Origin of the sequence: Pyrodictium delaneyi (assembly GCF_001412615.1) — an archaeon.
Taxonomy (GTDB): Archaea; Thermoproteota; Thermoprotei_A; order Sulfolobales; family Pyrodictiaceae; genus Pyrodictium; species Pyrodictium delaneyi.
This window is the reverse complement of sequence record NZ_CP013011.1, coordinates 1090714-1108423: the sequence shown is the minus strand read 5'-3', so window position 1 is coordinate 1108423 and position 17710 is coordinate 1090714. Positions and strand designations below refer to the sequence as shown.

22 protein-coding genes are annotated in these 17710 nt (G+C 48.6%); 14 read left to right on the top strand and 8 right to left on the bottom strand.

What is annotated here, in order from left to right; translation table 11 throughout:
- The first annotated feature begins 135 nt into the window (after positions 1 to 135).
- Positions 136 to 1266: a GTP 3',8-cyclase MoaA gene (moaA, locus tag Pyrde_RS05720; protein WP_338050850.1), complete on the top strand. Its 1131-nt coding sequence runs from the start codon at positions 136 to 138 to the stop codon at positions 1264 to 1266.
- Here moaA and cyoE read toward each other — a convergent pair.
- Complete coding sequence (gene cyoE, locus Pyrde_RS05715) at positions 1263 to 2192, bottom strand: heme o synthase (RefSeq protein WP_055408965.1); 930 nt, start codon at positions 2190 to 2192, stop codon at positions 1263 to 1265. The two genes, moaA and cyoE, sit on opposite strands and share 4 nt — an antisense overlap.
- Positions 2193 to 2472: 280 nt before the next feature.
- Between cyoE and Pyrde_RS05710 the strand changes: the two genes are divergently transcribed.
- Both Pyrde_RS05710 and argF read left to right on the top strand, forming a co-directional pair.
- Positions 2473 to 2814 carry a hypothetical protein gene (locus tag Pyrde_RS05710; protein WP_143521996.1) on the top strand — a complete coding sequence of 114 codons (342 nt, stop codon included), beginning with the start codon at positions 2473 to 2475 and terminating at the stop codon, positions 2812 to 2814.
- Positions 2815 to 2953: 139 nt separating this feature from the next.
- Positions 2954 to 3895 carry an ornithine carbamoyltransferase gene (gene argF, locus Pyrde_RS05705; RefSeq protein ID WP_055408961.1) on the top strand — a complete coding sequence of 314 codons (942 nt, stop codon included), beginning with the start codon at positions 2954 to 2956 and terminating at the stop codon, positions 3893 to 3895.
- 13 nt (positions 3896 to 3908) lie between these two features.
- Here the strand turns inward: argF and Pyrde_RS05700 are convergent, their stop codons facing one another.
- Complete coding sequence (locus tag Pyrde_RS05700; RefSeq protein WP_055408959.1) at positions 3909 to 4262, bottom strand: hypothetical protein; 354 nt, start codon at positions 4260 to 4262, stop codon at positions 3909 to 3911.
- Between the two features lie 89 nt (positions 4263 to 4351).
- On the opposite strand from Pyrde_RS05700, the gene Pyrde_RS05695 reads away from it, so the two are divergent.
- From Pyrde_RS05695 to Pyrde_RS05660, 8 genes are all read left to right on the top strand, one after another.
- A complete protein-coding gene (locus tag Pyrde_RS05695) occupies positions 4352 to 4612 on the top strand; it encodes a hypothetical protein (RefSeq protein WP_055408957.1) in 261 nt (86 codons plus the stop codon).
- A 12-nt stretch (positions 4613 to 4624) separates the two neighbouring features.
- Positions 4625 to 6868: an STT3 domain-containing protein gene (locus Pyrde_RS05690; RefSeq protein ID WP_055408955.1), complete on the top strand. Its 2244-nt coding sequence runs from the start codon at positions 4625 to 4627 to the stop codon at positions 6866 to 6868.
- Positions 6869 to 6999: 131 nt separating this feature from the next.
- Positions 7000 to 7491, top strand: a complete 492-nt coding sequence (locus tag Pyrde_RS05685) for a hypothetical protein (protein WP_143521997.1) — start codon at positions 7000 to 7002, stop codon at positions 7489 to 7491.
- Positions 7492 to 7552: 61 nt separating this feature from the next.
- Entirely contained in the window at positions 7553 to 7888 is a 336-nt protein-coding gene (locus Pyrde_RS05680; RefSeq protein ID WP_055408951.1) for a transcriptional regulator, read from the top strand.
- A gap of 77 nt (positions 7889 to 7965) precedes the next feature.
- The gene (locus Pyrde_RS05675; protein WP_088171665.1) at positions 7966 to 8205 is read left to right on the top strand and encodes a hypothetical protein; all 240 of its coding nucleotides are present in this window, start codon (positions 7966 to 7968) and stop codon (positions 8203 to 8205) included.
- A gap of 53 nt (positions 8206 to 8258) precedes the next feature.
- On the top strand, positions 8259 to 8663 hold the full coding sequence (locus Pyrde_RS05670) for a hypothetical protein (RefSeq protein ID WP_055408944.1): 405 nt from the start codon (positions 8259 to 8261) through the stop codon (positions 8661 to 8663).
- 84 nt (positions 8664 to 8747) lie between these two features.
- Positions 8748 to 9089 (top strand): hypothetical protein, encoded by a 342-nt coding sequence (locus Pyrde_RS05665; RefSeq protein ID WP_055408942.1) that lies wholly within the window; start codon positions 8748 to 8750, stop codon positions 9087 to 9089.
- Positions 9058 to 9639: a hypothetical protein gene (locus tag Pyrde_RS05660; protein ID WP_055408940.1), complete on the top strand. Its 582-nt coding sequence runs from the start codon at positions 9058 to 9060 to the stop codon at positions 9637 to 9639. Before Pyrde_RS05665 ends, Pyrde_RS05660 begins: the two co-directional genes overlap by 32 nt.
- Here Pyrde_RS05660 and Pyrde_RS05655 read toward each other — a convergent pair.
- Positions 9594 to 10187 carry a nicotinamide-nucleotide adenylyltransferase gene (locus Pyrde_RS05655; RefSeq protein WP_082419503.1) on the bottom strand — a complete coding sequence of 198 codons (594 nt, stop codon included), beginning with the start codon at positions 10185 to 10187 and terminating at the stop codon, positions 9594 to 9596. The two genes, Pyrde_RS05660 and Pyrde_RS05655, sit on opposite strands and share 46 nt — an antisense overlap.
- A gap of 73 nt (positions 10188 to 10260) precedes the next feature.
- On the opposite strand from Pyrde_RS05655, the gene Pyrde_RS05650 reads away from it, so the two are divergent.
- Positions 10261 to 11397: an ATP-NAD kinase family protein gene (locus Pyrde_RS05650; RefSeq protein WP_082419502.1), complete on the top strand. Its 1137-nt coding sequence runs from the start codon at positions 10261 to 10263 to the stop codon at positions 11395 to 11397.
- Between the two features lie 65 nt (positions 11398 to 11462).
- Complete coding sequence (locus Pyrde_RS05645; protein WP_055408935.1) at positions 11463 to 12056, top strand: zinc metalloprotease; 594 nt, start codon at positions 11463 to 11465, stop codon at positions 12054 to 12056.
- A gap of 32 nt (positions 12057 to 12088) precedes the next feature.
- Here Pyrde_RS05645 and alaXM read toward each other — a convergent pair whose 3' ends face one another.
- Both alaXM and Pyrde_RS05635 read right to left on the bottom strand, forming a co-directional pair.
- Positions 12089 to 12832 carry an alanyl-tRNA editing protein AlaXM gene (gene alaXM, locus Pyrde_RS05640; RefSeq protein WP_055410796.1) on the bottom strand — a complete coding sequence of 248 codons (744 nt, stop codon included), beginning with the start codon at positions 12830 to 12832 and terminating at the stop codon, positions 12089 to 12091.
- A 99-nt stretch (positions 12833 to 12931) separates the two neighbouring features.
- Entirely contained in the window at positions 12932 to 13774 is an 843-nt protein-coding gene (locus Pyrde_RS05635) for a hypothetical protein (protein WP_055408934.1), read from the bottom strand.
- 160 nt (positions 13775 to 13934) lie between these two features.
- Here Pyrde_RS05635 and Pyrde_RS05630 point away from each other — a divergent pair, with 160 nt between their 5' ends.
- A complete protein-coding gene (locus Pyrde_RS05630; RefSeq protein WP_055408932.1) occupies positions 13935 to 14711 on the top strand; it encodes a hypothetical protein in 777 nt (258 codons plus the stop codon).
- Positions 14712 to 15130: 419 nt separating this feature from the next.
- On the opposite strand, the gene Pyrde_RS05625 is transcribed toward Pyrde_RS05630, so the two are convergent.
- From Pyrde_RS05625 to Pyrde_RS05615, 3 genes are all read right to left on the bottom strand, one after another.
- Positions 15131 to 15373: a hypothetical protein gene (locus tag Pyrde_RS05625; protein ID WP_143521998.1), complete on the bottom strand. Its 243-nt coding sequence runs from the start codon at positions 15371 to 15373 to the stop codon at positions 15131 to 15133.
- 180 nt (positions 15374 to 15553) lie between these two features.
- A complete protein-coding gene (locus Pyrde_RS05620; RefSeq protein ID WP_055408929.1) occupies positions 15554 to 16309 on the bottom strand; it encodes a DUF2258 domain-containing protein in 756 nt (251 codons plus the stop codon).
- Between the two features lie 83 nt (positions 16310 to 16392).
- Complete coding sequence (locus Pyrde_RS05615; RefSeq protein WP_055408927.1) at positions 16393 to 17643, bottom strand: Nre family DNA repair protein; 1251 nt, start codon at positions 17641 to 17643, stop codon at positions 16393 to 16395.
- Between the last annotated feature and the right edge of the window lie 67 nt (positions 17644 to 17710).

Below are 17710 nucleotides of genomic sequence, written 5' to 3'. Positions count from 1 at the left end.
AATTGCTTCGCTGTGCTTCCTTCTGCCCTCTATTGCTCCAACTACCTAGGGGTAGCCCGCCTTCCGGTAATAATGGGTTAGGGCCGTATACTACACGAGCATAGAACAGAATAGGAGCCGAATAATAGTCCGAGGCTGACAGCTATACACTGCCACACGGGTGGCTCCGCTACGCCGGTTATAGATAGGTACGGGAGACCATTAACTAACCTTAGAGTCATGGTTACTGGACGGTGTAACTTCTCATGCTTCTTCTGCCATATGGAAGGGTATCGAGAACAGGATATCGCGCAGCGAGAGTTGACCCTCGAAGAGATAGAGCTTATTGTAGAAGCTGCCCGCCGTCTCGACATACGTGCATTTAAGGTGACCGGTGGAGAGCCTACAATACGTAACGACCTGGCTGAAATAGTATCCACAATGAAGAGTCTGGGTAACGCTTATGTCTCAATAACTACTAACGGTTCGCTTCTACATAATCATCTGCCCAGACTCGCCGAAGCTGGTATTGATCACATAAATGTAAGTCTACATGCATTATCGGATAGGGCTTTTAGAGCTATAACTGGGTCATCATTACTAGACAGAGTCATTAACAACTTAAAAATAGCAAGGGAATATGGAATACCAATAAAAATAAATTTTGTCATATTGAAGGACATTAATGAGGACGATATACTCAAAATCATAGACTTTGCTGCAGAAATAGATGCATCGGTACAGTTTATAGAATTACATCCTGTAGGTAAGGCAGTAAAGAGGTTCCGCGAGCATCATCTACCACGTTGGCGTGTACTAGAGAAGCTCGAAAACCGTATAGTTGAGATAAAGTATCGTATAGGCCTTCATAACCGACCCGTACTCATTCTGGATAACGGGGTAAAAGTAGAGATTGTAGGTCCTGTAGGCAACTTCATATTCTGTGCAGGTTGTACACGTATACGCGTAACATATGACTTCAAGCTCATACCATGCTTAAACTGGAAGGGCGATCCAATAGATGTAAGGTCCCGACTTGTCGGACTGGAAAGCTTCGAAGATAAGGTAGAGGCGGTAATATCAGCCATAAAAGAGGCTAACCGTTTGCGATCGCCATCCACATTCTACCCAATAGGCTCAAGGCTACCTATGCCTCGAAGACGCTGGACTACAGCTAGGCTCGGACTACCAAAGAAAGACGGTTCGCTAAGGTTTACTGGATCACATGCAAAAGAAACAGCTAGAAAAGTGCTTGGAGAATGGGGGGATTACTCTTCTCTAGTCTAACATGAATGCAATAATTTTTCGAGCACCATAAAGAGGTATAATACACCAAGATGCATATTGCTAAACTTAAACGCCTTTCTGGCGTATGCTGCATCACCATGCGTGAAACTATAGTTTACGGCCATAACAAATATATGTAAAGCTGCAAATAAGCCATAAGCAAGCGGTATTATTCCTATTACACCATTGAGCCATAAGCCTACAACAATATAGCCCATTATGAGTGCACCTAATCCTATACCCATGGCCGTTACATTGGGGTCCGCTACTACTGGCAACATAGGAACAGCAGCCTTTCTATAATCATCTTTATAGTATGTAGCCAGGAACCATATGTGCGCCGGAACCCAGACCACAACAAGAAGCGAGAGTAACAGCGCGTTTACGTCAATTACACCAGTTGCAGCTGCCCACCCTCCAAGTGATGGTGCACCACCAGCCACAGCACCAGCAACTATGCTTAGAGGTGTTCTACGCTTAAGCATAATAGTGTAGGCTATTATGTCGAAGACGAAACCTATGAGTATTGCAATACTATAGTACATGTTTATGTAGATGCTTGCGAGGACTAGCGAAGCCGTGTAGAGTAGCGAAGATACTATTAGAACTGCTCTGGAGTCAAGCCTACCACTAGCTAGAGGTCTATTACTGGTTCTAGGCATTAATGCGTCTATATCTCTATCAAGATACATGTTGATAGCCGTTACTGCCGAGATAGACGCGTAACCTAACAGTAGTACAGCAAGATGATCAGTAAGTGGCCTATTGAGGCCGCCACCGAGTATGAAAGCCGCATACATTGATAGTACTAGGAGTGTTGTCTGACGGAGTTTTATTAAGGCCATAACATCAGCGATTAAGCTTCCTCGACTCTTCCTTTGCGGCTCTAGATAGCTAGCCTTAAGTGATGGATCCTGCCTACCCATGTATTATCATTCCCCTTAACCGGGTAGTAGCCTTGTGTAATATCAACCCACTTCACGATATCCATGATACGACGTGATGGGGCTCGCCCTAACCCGTTTAACCCGAGTTTCCTAGAACATTTCGGGAGGGTTTAGATACCTACTCTCGAAGCAACGCCACTTAGTTCCTAGATTCCTAGAATTATACTCCGCAAACTTCATGATAGCGCCAACACGTAAAATGAAGCCTCTAGGAAAGCCCTCTTGGAGCATAGGTACTATGGGTCTGGGTGACAGTTGCTTGACCGACTGTCTTTATGATATATCGTTTAGACTTGTTTCCGCTGATGTAGCTAGACTCTACAACTGTATACCCGTAATTATAGGAAGGCTATGTAACGATTCAAAATGCATAGCCGGAGAGAGAAATGGCTGGCTGATTTCACACTACAACTCGTGTCTAATACTCCTAGTACCCCCGCGTCCTGTTGCCGCCAGTCTTCAGACGCTACCTGCATCCTACGAGGCTATTTTATGGCTGAAGTGTAGAAGTCCTGAGGACGTAGTGGAGACTGCAAAGTTATTGGAGGCTTCAGTTGCCGAGTGTAAGGGAGTGGGGCTAGTGCCCAGAGAGCAGCAGTGATGTGGATGAGCGGTCTCCGACCATGCTCAGAGGGATGAAGAAACTCCCATGGACTGAGCACTTCAAGTCCTATCCAGCGCCTGCGGCTACACTATTATCCCACAGGAATATGCCCGTTACACTACGGTGTTAAGGAGAATTGACGAACCCGCTTTCTGGCCGCGATCTACTGTCTATTCGTGATCTATCCCCAGAGGAGGTTAGGCTAGTACTTGATACTGCAAGACAACTAAAACTCCGCTATTACTCAGGGGAACGCATTATACCTCTTCTTGCCGGAAAGACTATAGCGTTAATTTTCGAGAAGCCTAGTACAAGGACGCGCGTCAGCATGGAGGTAGCTGCTATACAGCTCGGTGCACATCCTCTACCTCTCCGGCGAGACGAACTCCAGCTAGGCCGCGGCGAGCCAGTAAAGGATACCGCACGTGTACTTTCCCGGTATGTAGATGCTATCGCGGCTAGGGTATTTAGCCATGAAAGCCTGGAGGAAATGGCAGCCTATGCAACAATACCGGTCATAAATATGCTCAGCGACCTTGAACACCCTCTTCAAGCACTAGCTGACGCAATGACTATAGAGGAGAAGAAGGGCGACATCAAGAACGTCAAAGTTGTGTACGTAGGCGATGGGCGGAATAATGTAGCGCATAGCCTTCTACTAGTTATTGCGAAGCTTGGAGGCCACATAGTAATCTCGTCACCGCCCGCGCTTTATCCAAGGAGAGACGTTCTTGAGGCTGCCAAGGCCACTGCTGCAGAGACCGGAGCTACAATAGAGATCATTAGCGACCCTAGAGAGGCTGTCAAAGGCGCAGACGTAGTATATACAGACGTATGGGTTAGCATGGGTGAGGAGTCTGTAGTAGATGAACGTAGAAGACTCCTCCAGGGATACCAAGTGAACGTAGAGCTAATGTCGCTAGCATCTAATAATGCCATATTCATGCACTGTCTACCCGCCCACCGAGGCGAAGAAGTCACAGAGGACGTTATAGAAGGGCCCTGGAGCGTTGTCTGGGACCAAGCCGAGAACCGTCTTCATGCACAAAAAGCTGTTCTAGCCCTAATCCTCTCATAGACTAGTAGCCATTTCAGGGACGTACCCTTTTGATCTCCACACCGAGTTCTTTTGCAGCAGCCCTGGCCTCGTCGGATAGCCTCGGCCCTGCACCATAGAGTATCAGCACAGGCTTGGCGTTAATGCTCTTAGCCTTCTCTGCCACCGCCTCTACAACATCTCTGCCCAGCACCTTACTCACTGTTACCACATCTACTGCCAGGAGCTGGCCACCCTTCTTCGCGACAAAGGAGAGTCTACCCTTGCTCGTGTTAAAGTCCATCCTCACATCATAGCCTGCCTCTACATAGGCGCCCGCAACCTTACCCTCTACACCATACTTTTCTTCAAGCTTCTTCTTCTGGAAAACTATCTCCGCTAGGGTCATGGCTATTGCGCCACCCCGGTGCTGCGTGGCTCTGTGCTCAGCCTTTTTATGCTTCCTAGTAGACCCAGCCCACTCAAGGATACCCTGGCATGGCTGAGGCAACGACCGTCATAGGCATAGTAGGCATGCTCTTTATAGTAGCTGGCTGGGCCATATCACTGTCAGCCGTACCGCCTCTAAGGCTTAGTGCCCTCTACTTCATAGGGAGCATTTTGTTAACTGTATACGCTGTATTGCTTAACGACCCGGTTTTTACACTCCTTAACGCCTCGGCATCCATACTCGCGTTCGCGAATATAGTTAGAGCACTTAAACTTCGCACAAGAAGTAGCCAGGCCACCGGGTCCTGAGGTGGAGCAACTGTGAACAATAGACCCAACATTCATCCAAGACTTGACAGAAATATTACAAAGTTCATAGCCATAGCATTGGTTATACTCTTTACTGCTATTGCATTCTATCTACGTGCACTACCATACAAGAACTACCAGATGGTTTATGACAACGCCGTTAAACTAGGTCTAAGCGACAAAGCCAAATACGCATTCCTAAATGCCAACGACCCATGGATAGAGTACTGGCTATCAGACTACCTACATCAGCATGGAATAACATCGTGGGCCAGCCTAACTAGGGATAATCCTGCCACACATATCTTCTGGTATCCGTGGGGTAGAGACTTCACGAACACTGAGCATCCATTCATACCAGTGATAGGAGCATTACCTCTTGGGTCTCTTGACACTGTGCGTTGGGTCTCTCTACTCCCGCCAGTCTTTGGTGCATTGATGATACCAGTAGCTTACGCATACATTAGGCGTCGCTATGGAGAACTAGCAGGCATAATTTCAGCGCTACTCCTTGCAGTACTGCCGGCATCAAGTGCGAGAACCTTCGCGGGCTTCGTAGAAAAGACGGGGATAGCAGTACCCTTCCTTATAGCCGGGTTTATGTTGTATAGTGAAGCTCTTCGGAGGCTAGATGCCCGCATTGCTGTAGCTGCTGGCACAGTGTTTGGCTTCATAGGATTTATATGGGGTGGATACTCTCTTGCCGCTGTATTAATCGCTGTAACGTCGTTACTCGCACCACTTGCTGTTGAGTGGAAGCATGCCAAGAATGTTGCTATTGTTAACATTGCTATAGCCGTTGGCTTTACCGTGGTATTGTATGCAGCGTCGCTATATGCACCCGTGTCAGCTAAGTACGGCTTCATAGCCATACTAGGTGCTGTAGTGTCATATGCTACTACACGTATCATCGAACAGCTACAAGCAACACGCGGCATAAGACTAGCCATGTTCTCAGGACCCCGGCTCTATGCTACAGTAGTAGTAGCACTACTAGCTGTGGGCACACTGGCAGCACCTCTACTAGGAATCCGTGGCAGAGCGCTATTCGCACTAGCGTGGCCCCTCCGGATGATGGGTAAGTTGCACTTGTCAGCCCTAGCAGAGACTGTTGCAGAGCACTCATCGCCTTTAGCTAGGCCCGATCTCTTCCAAGACTTCGTGAGACAAGCAAATATAGCAGCACTGTTTACACCTATAGCTGCACTATACCTGCTTTATAGAGCATTCCGTCGAAAGGAGGCAGAGCATCTACCGCTCGGGTTAGCCGCCCTGGGACTCTACTATGCTGTGATGGGAATGCTCTACTTTCTTCAAGTATCCTCTGTCATTGGTATACTCGCTATAGCAGCCGTAATTGGGTTAGTGACTACCCGAAAAACGTCTGATAGTCCTCACCGAACTAGGGTCAAGCGCACTCAGCATGACTCTAGCGAACTGAGAATGGTTGCCACAGGAGCATTATTCATTGTTATCTTAGTGGCTGCTATAATCGGCGCAAGAACCACGTATGCCATGATGTCTGGCCAGGTTGCAACCATAACTGGATACAGCATCAACGCTCAACAGTATGGCTGGCTCTATATGCTAGATCTACTAGACCGTGATACGCCTAACGACACTGTTGTAGTAGCATGGTGGGACTACGGTTACTGGATAAGTGTTGGGGCACATCGGCCTACTCTGGCCGACGGCGCTACTATAAATGGCACGCAGATACGTATGCTTGCAGAGTTCTACACCGCTACTAGCGAAGATGAGGCTGTTAAGATACTTGAGAAGCTACACCTTGAGCCTGGCAAAACACTGATATTCATCCACGATAACGCGCTCTATGATCCCAAGAATGGCAATCTGGCATACGTCATAGGTCTTGCCGGGTTCCCGTCAATAGATATAGCTAAGTCATGGGCTATGCTCCATATAGCTGGAAAGGATAAAATGGGCTTTACTGTGGGTAACGACAAGTACAAGCAAACCATCATATACAAGATGTTTGCAAGTGCACCCTACAGCTTCGGAGACGTAGGTACTGTATTCCCCCAGAAATACCTCCAGCTGGTTGGAACTAAGACTATAGAGTCTGTGACATTATTCGGTGAGAAGACAAAGCCTATAGAGTTTAAGCACTTCAAACCATACAAGGTAATCATAAGCTTCTACACTGATTCTAAGGGGCGTCTTCTAGCTGTAAACTATGGTGGCAGCGTCTATTATCTTGTACAAGTGCTTATACTCTATAAGTGGATAGGCTAAGGGCCTTACCCCTTTTCTTCCCTAGCCCAGTGCCCTAGAGATAGTATAGTATACGGGGTCTGCCGGTCATCCATGATTAGCTGTAGCTAGCAGTGTCTCTGCTAAGACTCTCCGGCCGGGGGTCTAGGGGCGTGATGTTGTTTAGACGGCGGCGGCAGAGGACATCACCTAGGATTAAGCTACTTGAGCTAGCTGTTGCTACGCGTTATGCTGTTTCGAGACTCGGCTTGTTAGCCGCAAGGCTGAAGGCAAGCTACGAGAGGACTGGTGATGCTTCCCTACATCAGATGCTTCGTAATGTTCTCCGGCTCCAGGCTGTGCTTGAGGTTCTTTCTATACGGCTAGAGACTCTAGCCAATATAGGTGCTATATCATCGGAGGACTTATCCATAGTTAAGAAGACGCTACTTGAGGCTAAGCAAGCATATGGAATTATAGCCCCCGGGATAGCAAGCATGCTAGCCGACCTAGAGAATATGGTATCCTCTATAGCCTCGATGTCCGGAGTCGAGGTATCTGTTACCGAAGATCCAGTAGTAAATGAACATGTGAAAAAGATTCTTGAAGAGGCTGAAGCCGTAGCCGAGCAACGACTAACAGAGATTATAGAAAAACCCGCATAAGGCGCGACTAGTATACATCACTTTTCTGCCATCCTTAGCTACAACATCTTGTGCCTGGTGTATGGAAGCCTTGTCGCTCGAGGATACAATACGTAAACGCATTATACGGATCCTGTTAGAGAGCAAGACCCCCCTAACTGCTAGGGAGATAGCTGAACTCGCCGGTATTGACCCGGTAACCGGCGAGCATGAAGTCTATATACATCTAAAACACATAGCCAAGAGTCTCAGGCGGAGCCATGGAGGAAGAGCCGTCCTATACATGATCCCACCGCGTTGCAGGAATTGTGGCTATGTGTTCACCGACCTAGATTCCCCCAAGAAGCCGAGCAAGTGCCCAATGTGCAAGAGTCAGCGCATAGAGCCGCCGAGATTCTATATAGAGGCCGAAGACTAGGCCCTTAACATTTTGTTCGGACCGTTCGGGTAAAAAGGAGCCTAAGAGGACTATCACTAGCATGGGCTGTGAGAGTAATGGCTGTGACGCTCCTCTTCCATATACGCGATAAAGGAGTTGTAAAAAAGCTAGTCTACGACAATGCCGGTAGGAAGGTATCAGAGGAGAAGTTCAACGACATAAAGAATGTCGTACTCGAGAACACCAATGCCAGGTTACCAACCGGCTTGTATAGCAATATAACGCTCTACGTAATAGATGGAAATGTAGACGCAACGAGAAATAACGCCATACTAGTGGTGAAAAAGAGCAAATGAAATGATAACACCCACAGCATACTACCCGAACGAGTTGGGAGGGTAGCATCAGTATGTTAAATGTCCGTATAGAGATGAGTAAGAGCCGTAGTGGAAAGCATGCTGTTCGTAGCTTAGCACTACTTGTATCAGAGAAGGGCGATATAGTAGAACCGCGGCCAAGGATGACCCAGCGCGAGAAGCCTCTATATAGTAGGGGTAGCGCCTACATAGCATCCATAAGTGTCCCTAAAGGCTGGTACCTTGTATACGTCTACTTGGTGAAGAATCTCCGGGGCCACGTCAAGGGATATATCGAGGTCTATTCCCCTGATGCACAGCTCCTCTACCGAGCCGTATACCGTAAGCTTAAGCTACGCTATAGTGCTGGTGACCCGCGCTATGCATGGATAGTACAAAAGGTTGTAGACTATCTCAAGCTCCCCGTCAAGAATATGAATCTAGGTGAGCCCAGCTAGCTAATACTGGCCGATGACCGGGGCCTTGTAGCTAACCCTCCGGGTATAGAGGGGATGTAGACTTCACGGACCGGGGGAGGCCGTATGGCATACGTGCGTAGGAGGCTCCTTGATAGAAAGCTTAAGGAGATGCTGCTTCATCGTGCACGTGAAGCTGGACTAGATCCAGCAGATCTCGCGGAATGGCTCTACGAAGAGGCTGGCGTAAAGGCACAGCCTAACTGGCGTGACGTTGAGAGAAAAGTCCTCTATAGCGAGGAGGTTACAGCGAGAGAGCTAGCAACGTATCTTATCTCTGAGGGCATTGAGATCGATGAGAAGGAATGGATAGAGATTGTGAAAAGGTATAGTATTGGTACCACCGTGCCTCGTCTCCCAGCCGAGGAGGACAAAGATGTGCAGGAGGGCAAGAGAGATCATAGCTAGCCTAGAGTGGTGCCGTACGAGAGAGGATCTTATAGACGCCCTGTCTGTCCTCCTCTTAATCCGCGACCTAGGACCTATTGGTAGGCCCAGTATATCACGTATATTGGGTCTTGGGGATAAGCGTACGCGTAACATTCTATTGAAGCTCCGCGAAGCAGGCTTACTGGGAACTAGTAGAGCAGGGGCATTCCTCAGCAGTTCCGCTAATAGGCTTCTCAATGGCATTTACTGTAGCAGAAAGGGAGACTATACTATAGCCGGAGTTGCATGCAACATTGAAGACCCCGAGTTAGTCTCTAGAAATATCATGGTACTACGCGACTCTATAGTCATAGCGCTCTCGGATCCAGGCTCACTAGAGGTAATAGGCTGGTTCAATGGAGACGAGTTAGCTCTGCCTAGGGTCTCAGAGGAGCTTGCCAAAGGCTACCAGGAGCTGGTAAAGGATAGTGTAGCGTGCAGCAACGGCTGTCTAGTTAGCCTCTTTCGCACGGAAGGAATATGCTATCGCTGTTGTGCTAGTCTCGTACATGCAGCCTCTATTCTGTAAATATTATCGCTTACTATTTCACGTATCCTCGACACGCCGTTTATACTGTCTATTATCTCCGGCACAGGACTAGGAACTAGATCTCTCCAGGATTCATCACCCTTAAGCATTAGGCATCTTATGTACTCACCACACCAAATATGCTTGTTTACTAGCGGAGGTTTTACCGTCTTTACTCCGGCATCACGGAAAGCCCGGTTTACCGCCGGATTAGCCGTGGCTACTGCATCCACTGGGGGGACATAGCCTAGTACGAATCCAGAGTTACCACTGTAGACCGTTAATGTCTGTATAGTGGCAGTTATTATTCTGGAGAGGTCTATTCCGGCGTGTCTAAGCGCTTCGCGTATCATTAGCAAGCGTTCCCCTGCGGTGAACGGGTTACGCCATGTATGACTCTCATCAGCCATGCCTACAAGTATCACTACCTCCTCGTAGCGATCTAGAAGCCACTTGACAGCCGCGAGATGCCCGTTATGGAATGGCTGGAATCTCCCGAAGAAGAGTACACGCCTATCTGCTCCAAGCATGCCGGTTTTTAGACTCATACTGGCCCTACCTCATCCCTATTTAGGCTAAGTGATGTGCCTCACCGAGCTTGGGTTGTGCCGGGGATTGTAATTGAAGCGTAGGCTATGCTTCGTAGTGAATCCTTTGGCGGGTATAGGCGGACCGCTAGCCCTCAAGGGCAGCGACGGGGAGGCCGCGCTTATAGCTCTTGAGCGGGGAGCTGAACTGACCTCACCGCAAAGAGCTACCAGGTTCCTAGAGAGGCTAAAGAGTCTAGGCCTCGACAGTATGTTAGAGCTACTCACCAGTAGCGGGGCTATGGGCGAGGAAGAAGCTAAGCTTGTAGACCTCAACGTTACTGTTGTCTACCGGCCTCCTAAGTGGCCTACTACCCGCCTAGACACAATAGCAACTGTGAAGGCATGCATCGAGAAGGGAGCAGATATAGTCGTATTCGTGGGCGGAGACGGAACTGCTAGGGACGTCTTAGAGGCTCTGAGGATCTCTAGAGCCGAGATGCCAGTTTTAGGCGTCCCCGCAGGCGTCAAGATGTACAGCTCTGTCTACGCCGAAAACCCGGAGGCTGCCGCTGACGTCCTAAAAGAGTGGCTTAGCTCGGGCGGGCTATGCGAGGCTGAGGTTCTCGACATAGATGAGGACGCGTTCAGAGCCGGAACGTTGAAAGTGAAGCTCTACGGTATAGCTCGTGTTCCCTGTAGCGCAAGACTCGTAGGGTCTAGTAAGCAACCGACCCCCTCTAGCCCGGAGGAGGAAGAGAATAAACAAGCCATAGCCAGGTACATAACTGAGGCAATGGAGGAGTGCACGCTTTACATCCTCGGGCCGGGTTCTACCGTCAAGGCTATAGCTGACGAGCTTGGTGTTGAGAAGACCCTTCTAGGTGTAGACGTGATACATAATGGGAGGCTAGTAGCATTAGACGTTGACGAGGAGAGACTCTACAATATTGTTCGGAACCATATTGCTAAGGGTGGTGTTGTGAAGATAATTGTAACTCCGATAGGCGGCCAGGGATATATACTAGGTAGGGGCAATCAGCAGATATCGCCTCGCATAGTGGGTCTGGTCGGTAGGGAGAACATAATAGTAGTTGCTACGAGGAGCAAGGTTGGACGGTTGAAGAAGTTGCGTGTGGACACGGGAGATCCGGAGCTTGACAGGAAACTGAAAGGGTACATACGGGTGGTTGTAGACTACGGGGAAGAACTAATGATGCGTGTGGAGTAAGCCTCCGGGTCTTGAAGACTATTGAAGATCTTGTCTCTTAGGGGTATAGATGGGGTGTACCTCTCTTGGCGTTCACGTTCAGCGACAGACCAATGTATATGGATGAGTGGAAGGCGTTGATAATAGGTGCGCTCTCGGTAGCATTTGGCTATGCTGGCATAGGCTTGCTAAGGGTGGCAGAGTCTCCGTTAAATTTCTATGGTGGTATACTCGCTGGCGCAATACTAGGTTTTCTCGTACACGAGTATTCACATAGAGAGATAGCTAGGAGACAGGGATGTATAGCCGGCTTTGTTCTAACACAATTTGGACTAGCACTCACGCTATTCTCGGGCCTGCTAAGGAGCATAGGAGTACCATTCGTTATCCTCGCTCCCGGTTACGTCGCTATATACTGTCGGGGATTTGCGCGAGAAGACTACGTTGCCGCAGCTGGCCCTATATCAAACATTGTCATGGCACTAGTAGCCATGATTGCAGCGAGGTTTGCTGGCTATAGCGGACTAGCGTTCTTTCTTTATGGGTTATCGGCGATAAACGCGTGGCTAGCATTCTTCAATCTGCTGCCCTTTAGCCCGTTAGACGGTTCAAAAATCGTTCAGAGGAACCCGCTAGCCTGGCTAGTAATGATAATTGTTGCCGCATGGCTAGCATTTTAGTTGCTGTGACAACTAGTTTCTTCTGTCAAGTGCTACTCCTCCCTCTTTTGCTCCTCTACGAGAGCGTAATAGACACGTTTTCTGCGCTTACCTCTACTCTGCAGCTTTACTGCAACAATACCAGGTACTTCGCAGGTGTTCCGTACGTGCGGCCCACCATCAGCCTGAATGTCTACACCGGGTATCTCAACTATACGTAGCTGCTCCACTGAAGGCGGTATACGGTCAGCGAGCTTCACTATCCCAGGTATTTTTAGCGCTTCTTCGCGTGGAAGCCAGTAGATCTTCACCTCTATACAACGCTTCAGTATCTTATTGGTCTCCTCTATGGCATCTAGTATAGCCTTCTTCCAGTCGTCAACGTTTATCTCAAAGTCATCACGAGCCATGTCGGGCGATATGTGGCCTCCAGTAACACGAGCCCCATACTTCTCGTAGAGAATAGCTGCAAGCACATGACTTGCCGTGTGGAGCTGCATCATCCTATATCGACGCTCCCAGTCTAGAACACCATGCACTTTCTCGCCCACAGAGACCTGCGAGAGATCACCTTCAATTATGTGTGCTACTTCATCACCTTCTGCAACAGTATCTACCACCCGGAGTTCGTATCCACTACTCGTTACAAGCCTACCAGTATCCGCGTCGAGCCCGCCACTAGGCCGGGGATGGAAGGCTGTAACGTCAAGATACACTTTATTGTTCTCGATCCTAGTGACCGTGGCGTCAAATTCCTTCATATAGCTATCTTCCTGGAAGAGTAGGCGTGTAGGCATCTCAATATCCACCTCCCATTCGTAGACTAATAGCCCGACAGACTTTGCCTAGAGTACGGAGTCCTCGCATCTATCGCTATTTTACTATACCTTGTGAGGTTACGGGGCTATAGCCTCCGCGACAGGAGAAAGATACTGGGCTAGCTCTGTAGGGCTCTCTACTAGTGGCAGCTCTAGTGTTACAAGCGGCCTTGAAAGCGCTGAAAGAAGTCTATCCACACGACTAGCACCGCCGAGAATACTATACACATTCCTAAGCCTGTCACCACTGTACAACATTAACCTCCCAGGAGCAACAATTATGAAGAAGTCGACTAGATCCACAACTCTCGTATAGGGTGCGACAGCATTATTGAAAGACTCTACTATCAGAACGTCTAAGCCCTCTTCTAGAACTTCTCTACATCCTTCCAGAACGGGTACAGCGCCATGCCCGGAAAGTGACTCGAGCATACTCCTTGGATCCGCCGGGACTGCCTTAAACTTCTCCGCGAGATCCTCTACATTTCGCCTTACAGAGTTTGTTAGCCTAGCAACATTCTCTACGAATACATAGTGCCTAGCTACATTTCTCTTACAATCATAAACACGTGCAAGCACAAGCATAGAGGCTGTATCACTGAGCATAGACAAGTACTGCGCAACTCCACGGAAACTGAGAGGATCAGGATACGCTAGAGCCAATGCTATAGGGTTACTAGGGCCAGGCTTAATGTCGCCAAGATACTCCATGTATGCCGTAACATCGTTTCCGACCAGCATACCTACCTCAATACTCTTTTTGAGAGCCTTCACGGACCCCCAGAGATTATGGCCTGCTACAGGTTTGAATACGGATACACGCAAGCCTAGCTCTCTAAGATGCTTAGCCAACGCTATTACGGTCCACGTCTTGCCAGAGTCAAACTCGAGAAGTCCAGAGACCAGTATGCGTAACACCATTCGTTATACACCTCAGTATTCCCCCTCTAGGATTCAATAAACCCAACCCGTCGCCACGCCGTCATATTGACACTCGTAAAGACGAGATCCGGGTAGAGTATTACTAACCCGACTGGCTGAGCTTCTATACATATCATCCATTTCTACACCGGGGCTGTCTATGAGAAGACGCTATACTGCCACCGCAGATGCTGCACCAGGACTCGCCGAGAGCAGCAGGTACGAGCCTGACGGGAAGCAAAAGGGAGGGCCGCGTAGCAGACTCGTAGAGGCGATAGCTGTTCTGCTACTCGCCCGGCCGATGAGGGCCGCCGAGATAGCACAAGTACTCGGCAAACCTACCAGGTACGTGAGTAGTTACCTAAGCTACTGGAGGACCCGTGGTCTATTCGATTACGAGAACGGATTCTGGGTGCTCACACCTGCCGGAGAAGACTTTGCTAAAAACATCCTTGAACGTGAGATGAACTCTAGGGTTGCACAATATGCCGCTCTAGCACGTCAAATAGCTTCATCATCTGTAGAACATAATTCTCTGGCAATGAAACACAAAAGTAGCCTTACCCCCCGCCAACAGTCAGGCGAATTCCAGCCGTTTATTGCACAATTAACTATTAACGCAGACAATAAATCACAAGAACACCTACTGGCATCATGCAGTAGAGCGCTGCTGGAAGATCTGGAGATAGATGAGGACGAGAGGCAAGTACTCGAATTACTGTTAGAACACTATAGACGGTGGGGCATGACCTACATGTACCTAGACCAGCTAGAAAGAGAGCTTGAAGCAGATAGAATATGGTTAATGAGTATCCTTCGAAGTCTCCAGACAAAGGGGCTTGTCTATCTATATAATGATCGTAGGCTCGGCATGCGTGTTGGACTATCAAAAAAGATCAAGAATGCCATCTCTGCGTGCATTCGTGCTATATCATAGACTGCAGTTCTATATCCCATCTATATCCTCCACCCCTACGTTTCGCCTGGAACATGGGTATTCTTGTCACGGGAATACCGTAAGCTTCACTGTCTTGCTTGAAGTTATTGCTCTCACCTATATTATCTCTACTAAGATAAAGACTGGTTTATACAAACCTGCAAAACTTATCCATAATACATGTAGGTGCTTGCCAGAATATCCTGTTGGGATAACAATCAAGTTACCCTGATTCAGAGAAATACTGCAGGCATGCTCAGCCTTGTAAGCAATACCGTAGCAACCAGGCAGTCAGCTAGGAGTAGTTGTAGTAAGAATACCAGCAAGTCACGAGAAGCTGGTGGAGAAGAAGCCTTCATAACGTTATTAAGCCGTAAAAGAGAAGTCTATACAATAGTGAGACCCTTACCATGTATTTGCTAGAGCCCGAATGCTCTCCTGCGGTTTCGGAGTTTCACCTCCCAGTATATCGATGTTGTATGCTTATTGGCTGGAATTGATAGTATCTTGCCGTTTGCGAGCTGGAGGTAAATGTAGCCATGCTGAATCCATGCATCACTTATAGCGTCAAGAGGTATGTCAATAATCGATTTATTATTTTGCGTGTCTAGACTTATGCGTTGTTTGTCTTCAATGTTTGGAGAAGCTGTAGTCTTATCCATGGCGGTAGTATTCACCGATTCTTATCATACTATACTTGCAGGTTATATAAAAGGGTATTCTTACTTGGCAAAAACGGTATCTCGTGCTGGGTCGGCTGTGATGATGCCAATTTATGCCGAAAGAATAGTATGTGGTGTGGAGACCTCGCTGAGCCGGCATTTTCTGGCATTCAAGGATGTCTATAGCATTTCCTCCATCTTCTCTCTAATTATTTTCTCTGCTTCACTACGGCTTATCTTTTCGAAACTAGCATGCTTTACGGCTTCAACTATTTTTTCAGGATTATTGCTTAGCTCCTCTATCTTGGTGTCCACAGTGAGTTCAGTTTTATAAGCATCCTTTCCGGGGACAAGCACTACCACTATGCGTGTAATGTTGTCTTGACCACTTAGTATGGCTAGTCCGACATTGTTCTCGTTTTCATCCTTTAGTATTGCGAGGTGTTCGTCTCTCCTAGTTCGGCCGTAAACTATAGCCTCAGCCAGTTCTACTGGAGGCTTTTCCTGCTTTTGCGACTCTTTTATCTCATGCTCGACCTCGGCCTCGGTTCTCGTGGTCCATAAGCGCTCTTCTTCTGTTTCTGGCCGGGCTAGAACATCTTCAGCCTTCTCGACTACATCGCGTATAGCCTTCTCTATGTCGCTGTCGGGTATTCTCCGGAAAGCTTCTATCCTTAGCGTATTTAGCCTCCAGACTATGTCACCATCCCTGAGTTCGTACTCTACACGTATACGGACTGCATCGCCCTTGTCGAGCTTTAACCTGTTAACAAGGATCTCGAAGAGGAGACGATTCATTTCGCCTGCACGGCGTGCAACTTGCTTGGAGTCTATCTTGCCACTCTTGATATCGTTCTTCAGCTGAGCAAATAGTACGCGGCGCAGCTTATCCGCATACGCACCAGCTATAATGAGCCCTGTTGAGAGCTGGGGCACAGTCCACCCCCAGCACTAGAAGTCTCGTGTAATGTTGTAGGGTTAAATGGTAGCTACCTCTTCAATGTAGCCCTGCGTAGATGTTACCTCTTCAGAAACATGTCTAGAGTGGCAGAGGACCGTATCTTCCTTAGAAGCCGGCTATTCCTAGCCTCGACAGCAGCCTCTCTCGATTTTGCCAGCTTCTCCACTATGGGTATGGCCGAGTCTACATCATCTAACGTAGCTATTGGTTTTGATGACAGTATTCTCCGGACTGTTTCGCGAATATGCCAGTTACCGACTGGAGCATAGTAGTCTCTAGTAATCTCTCTCACTATGAGTACCTTGGCTTGTCTTCTGCGGCGGTAGAGATGCTCTGCCACGGCGAGCCTAGCAGCTATATAGCCTCCATCAAGTGGCTCGATGCGAAGGCTAGGATACTCCACTATACGGAACGATACAGGACGACTGGTGACGCGAGTCCAAGGTGTGAGCGGGTGCCAAACCTCTATCATTTCTGCTTCATAGCTCCCTGGAATCAATATGACGGTGAAGTAATTGCCAAGATAACCGCCATGGTAAACCTCGACATAGTTGATAGTGTCGTAAGTTCTAACTTCGTGTAAGAGCTTATTGGATATAGTCTGGTCCACTGCCGTTATGGCCCAGCGTGTCGGAACGAGTCTCCGGCTCCGGAGCCTACCCAGTAGTCCCAGAGATAACGCCCTAATAAGTAAATATATGTCTAGACCACTCTGGTAGAGTTCTATTATTGCGTCGCTACTCTTTGCATCGTCCCATATGAGCTTCTCGAGTCTCCTAGGGGGTTTTGGTGAGCCCTCCACGTCTATTCTCTCTGCCGGAGCGGTGGGCCCTTGAGGTGCTAGGATGCCGTCGAACCGGAGACTCGGCAGCGGAGGCTTGGCGAGTACGGCCCGGCTCTCTACGGCTCTCTCCGATACAGCTGCAAGGGAGAACTCTTTCTCATAGAGCCTCCAGGGGTTCCGTGCATCGAGCCTTGTAAGAGAAGCTACTAGACCTGAGCGTAGCCTAAGCAGCTCTCTTAGACTGGGCCGAGTCTCCCTCCATACCTCAGGAGCATCGTAGAGATGGGCATCTTCTCCGTAGGTCTCCGGAGGGATGTTGAATAGTATTGGGACCCGCGGGTACCCAGCCTCACCCACAACTATGCTAGGCGGGGTAGCACCCTCGACCTCGCGACCTCTTTGCAACCTCGATACCGCTGCTGCTTGGAGTCTAAACTTCTCTAGGATTGGGCAGGTAGATAGACCACAGAGCTTCTTGTAGCCCTTACACCGGGCGCATAGTTGTGGTGGTATACGGCGACCCAAAACAAGCGCCCCTTCCCTTCCCCAGGCTATCGGTTATGAATGGCTTTTCCGGCCTAATCCTCTATGA

What these genes read in the sequence shown, in the direction of transcription:
- cyoE (WP_055408965.1), bottom strand. Translation starts at nt 2,192, where the DNA reads ATGGGTAGGCAGGATCCATCACTTAAGGCTAGCTATCTAGAGCCGCAA.
- Pyrde_RS05700 (WP_055408959.1), bottom strand. Translation starts at nt 4,262, where the DNA reads ATGACCCTAGCGGAGATAGTTTTCCAGAAGAAGAAGCTTGAAGAAAAG.
- Pyrde_RS05695 (WP_055408957.1), top strand. Translation starts at nt 4,352, where the DNA reads ATGGCTGAGGCAACGACCGTCATAGGCATAGTAGGCATGCTCTTTATA.
- Pyrde_RS05680 (WP_055408951.1), top strand. Translation starts at nt 7,553, where the DNA reads ATGGAAGCCTTGTCGCTCGAGGATACAATACGTAAACGCATTATACGG.
- Pyrde_RS05675 (WP_088171665.1), top strand. Translation starts at nt 7,966, where the DNA reads ATGGCTGTGACGCTCCTCTTCCATATACGCGATAAAGGAGTTGTAAAA.
- Pyrde_RS05670 (WP_055408944.1), top strand. Translation starts at nt 8,259, where the DNA reads ATGTTAAATGTCCGTATAGAGATGAGTAAGAGCCGTAGTGGAAAGCAT.
- Pyrde_RS05665 (WP_055408942.1), top strand. Translation starts at nt 8,748, where the DNA reads ATGGCATACGTGCGTAGGAGGCTCCTTGATAGAAAGCTTAAGGAGATG.
- Pyrde_RS05660 (WP_055408940.1), top strand. Translation starts at nt 9,058, where the DNA reads ATGTGCAGGAGGGCAAGAGAGATCATAGCTAGCCTAGAGTGGTGCCGT.
- Pyrde_RS05655 (WP_082419503.1), bottom strand. Translation starts at nt 10,187, where the DNA reads ATGAGTCTAAAAACCGGCATGCTTGGAGCAGATAGGCGTGTACTCTTC.
- alaXM (WP_055410796.1), bottom strand. Translation starts at nt 12,832, where the DNA reads ATGCCTACACGCCTACTCTTCCAGGAAGATAGCTATATGAAGGAATTT.
- Pyrde_RS05635 (WP_055408934.1), bottom strand. Translation starts at nt 13,774, where the DNA reads ATGGTGTTACGCATACTGGTCTCTGGACTTCTCGAGTTTGACTCTGGC.
- Pyrde_RS05630 (WP_055408932.1), top strand. Translation starts at nt 13,935, where the DNA reads ATGAGAAGACGCTATACTGCCACCGCAGATGCTGCACCAGGACTCGCC.
- Pyrde_RS05625 (WP_143521998.1), bottom strand. Translation starts at nt 15,373, where the DNA reads ATGGATAAGACTACAGCTTCTCCAAACATTGAAGACAAACAACGCATA.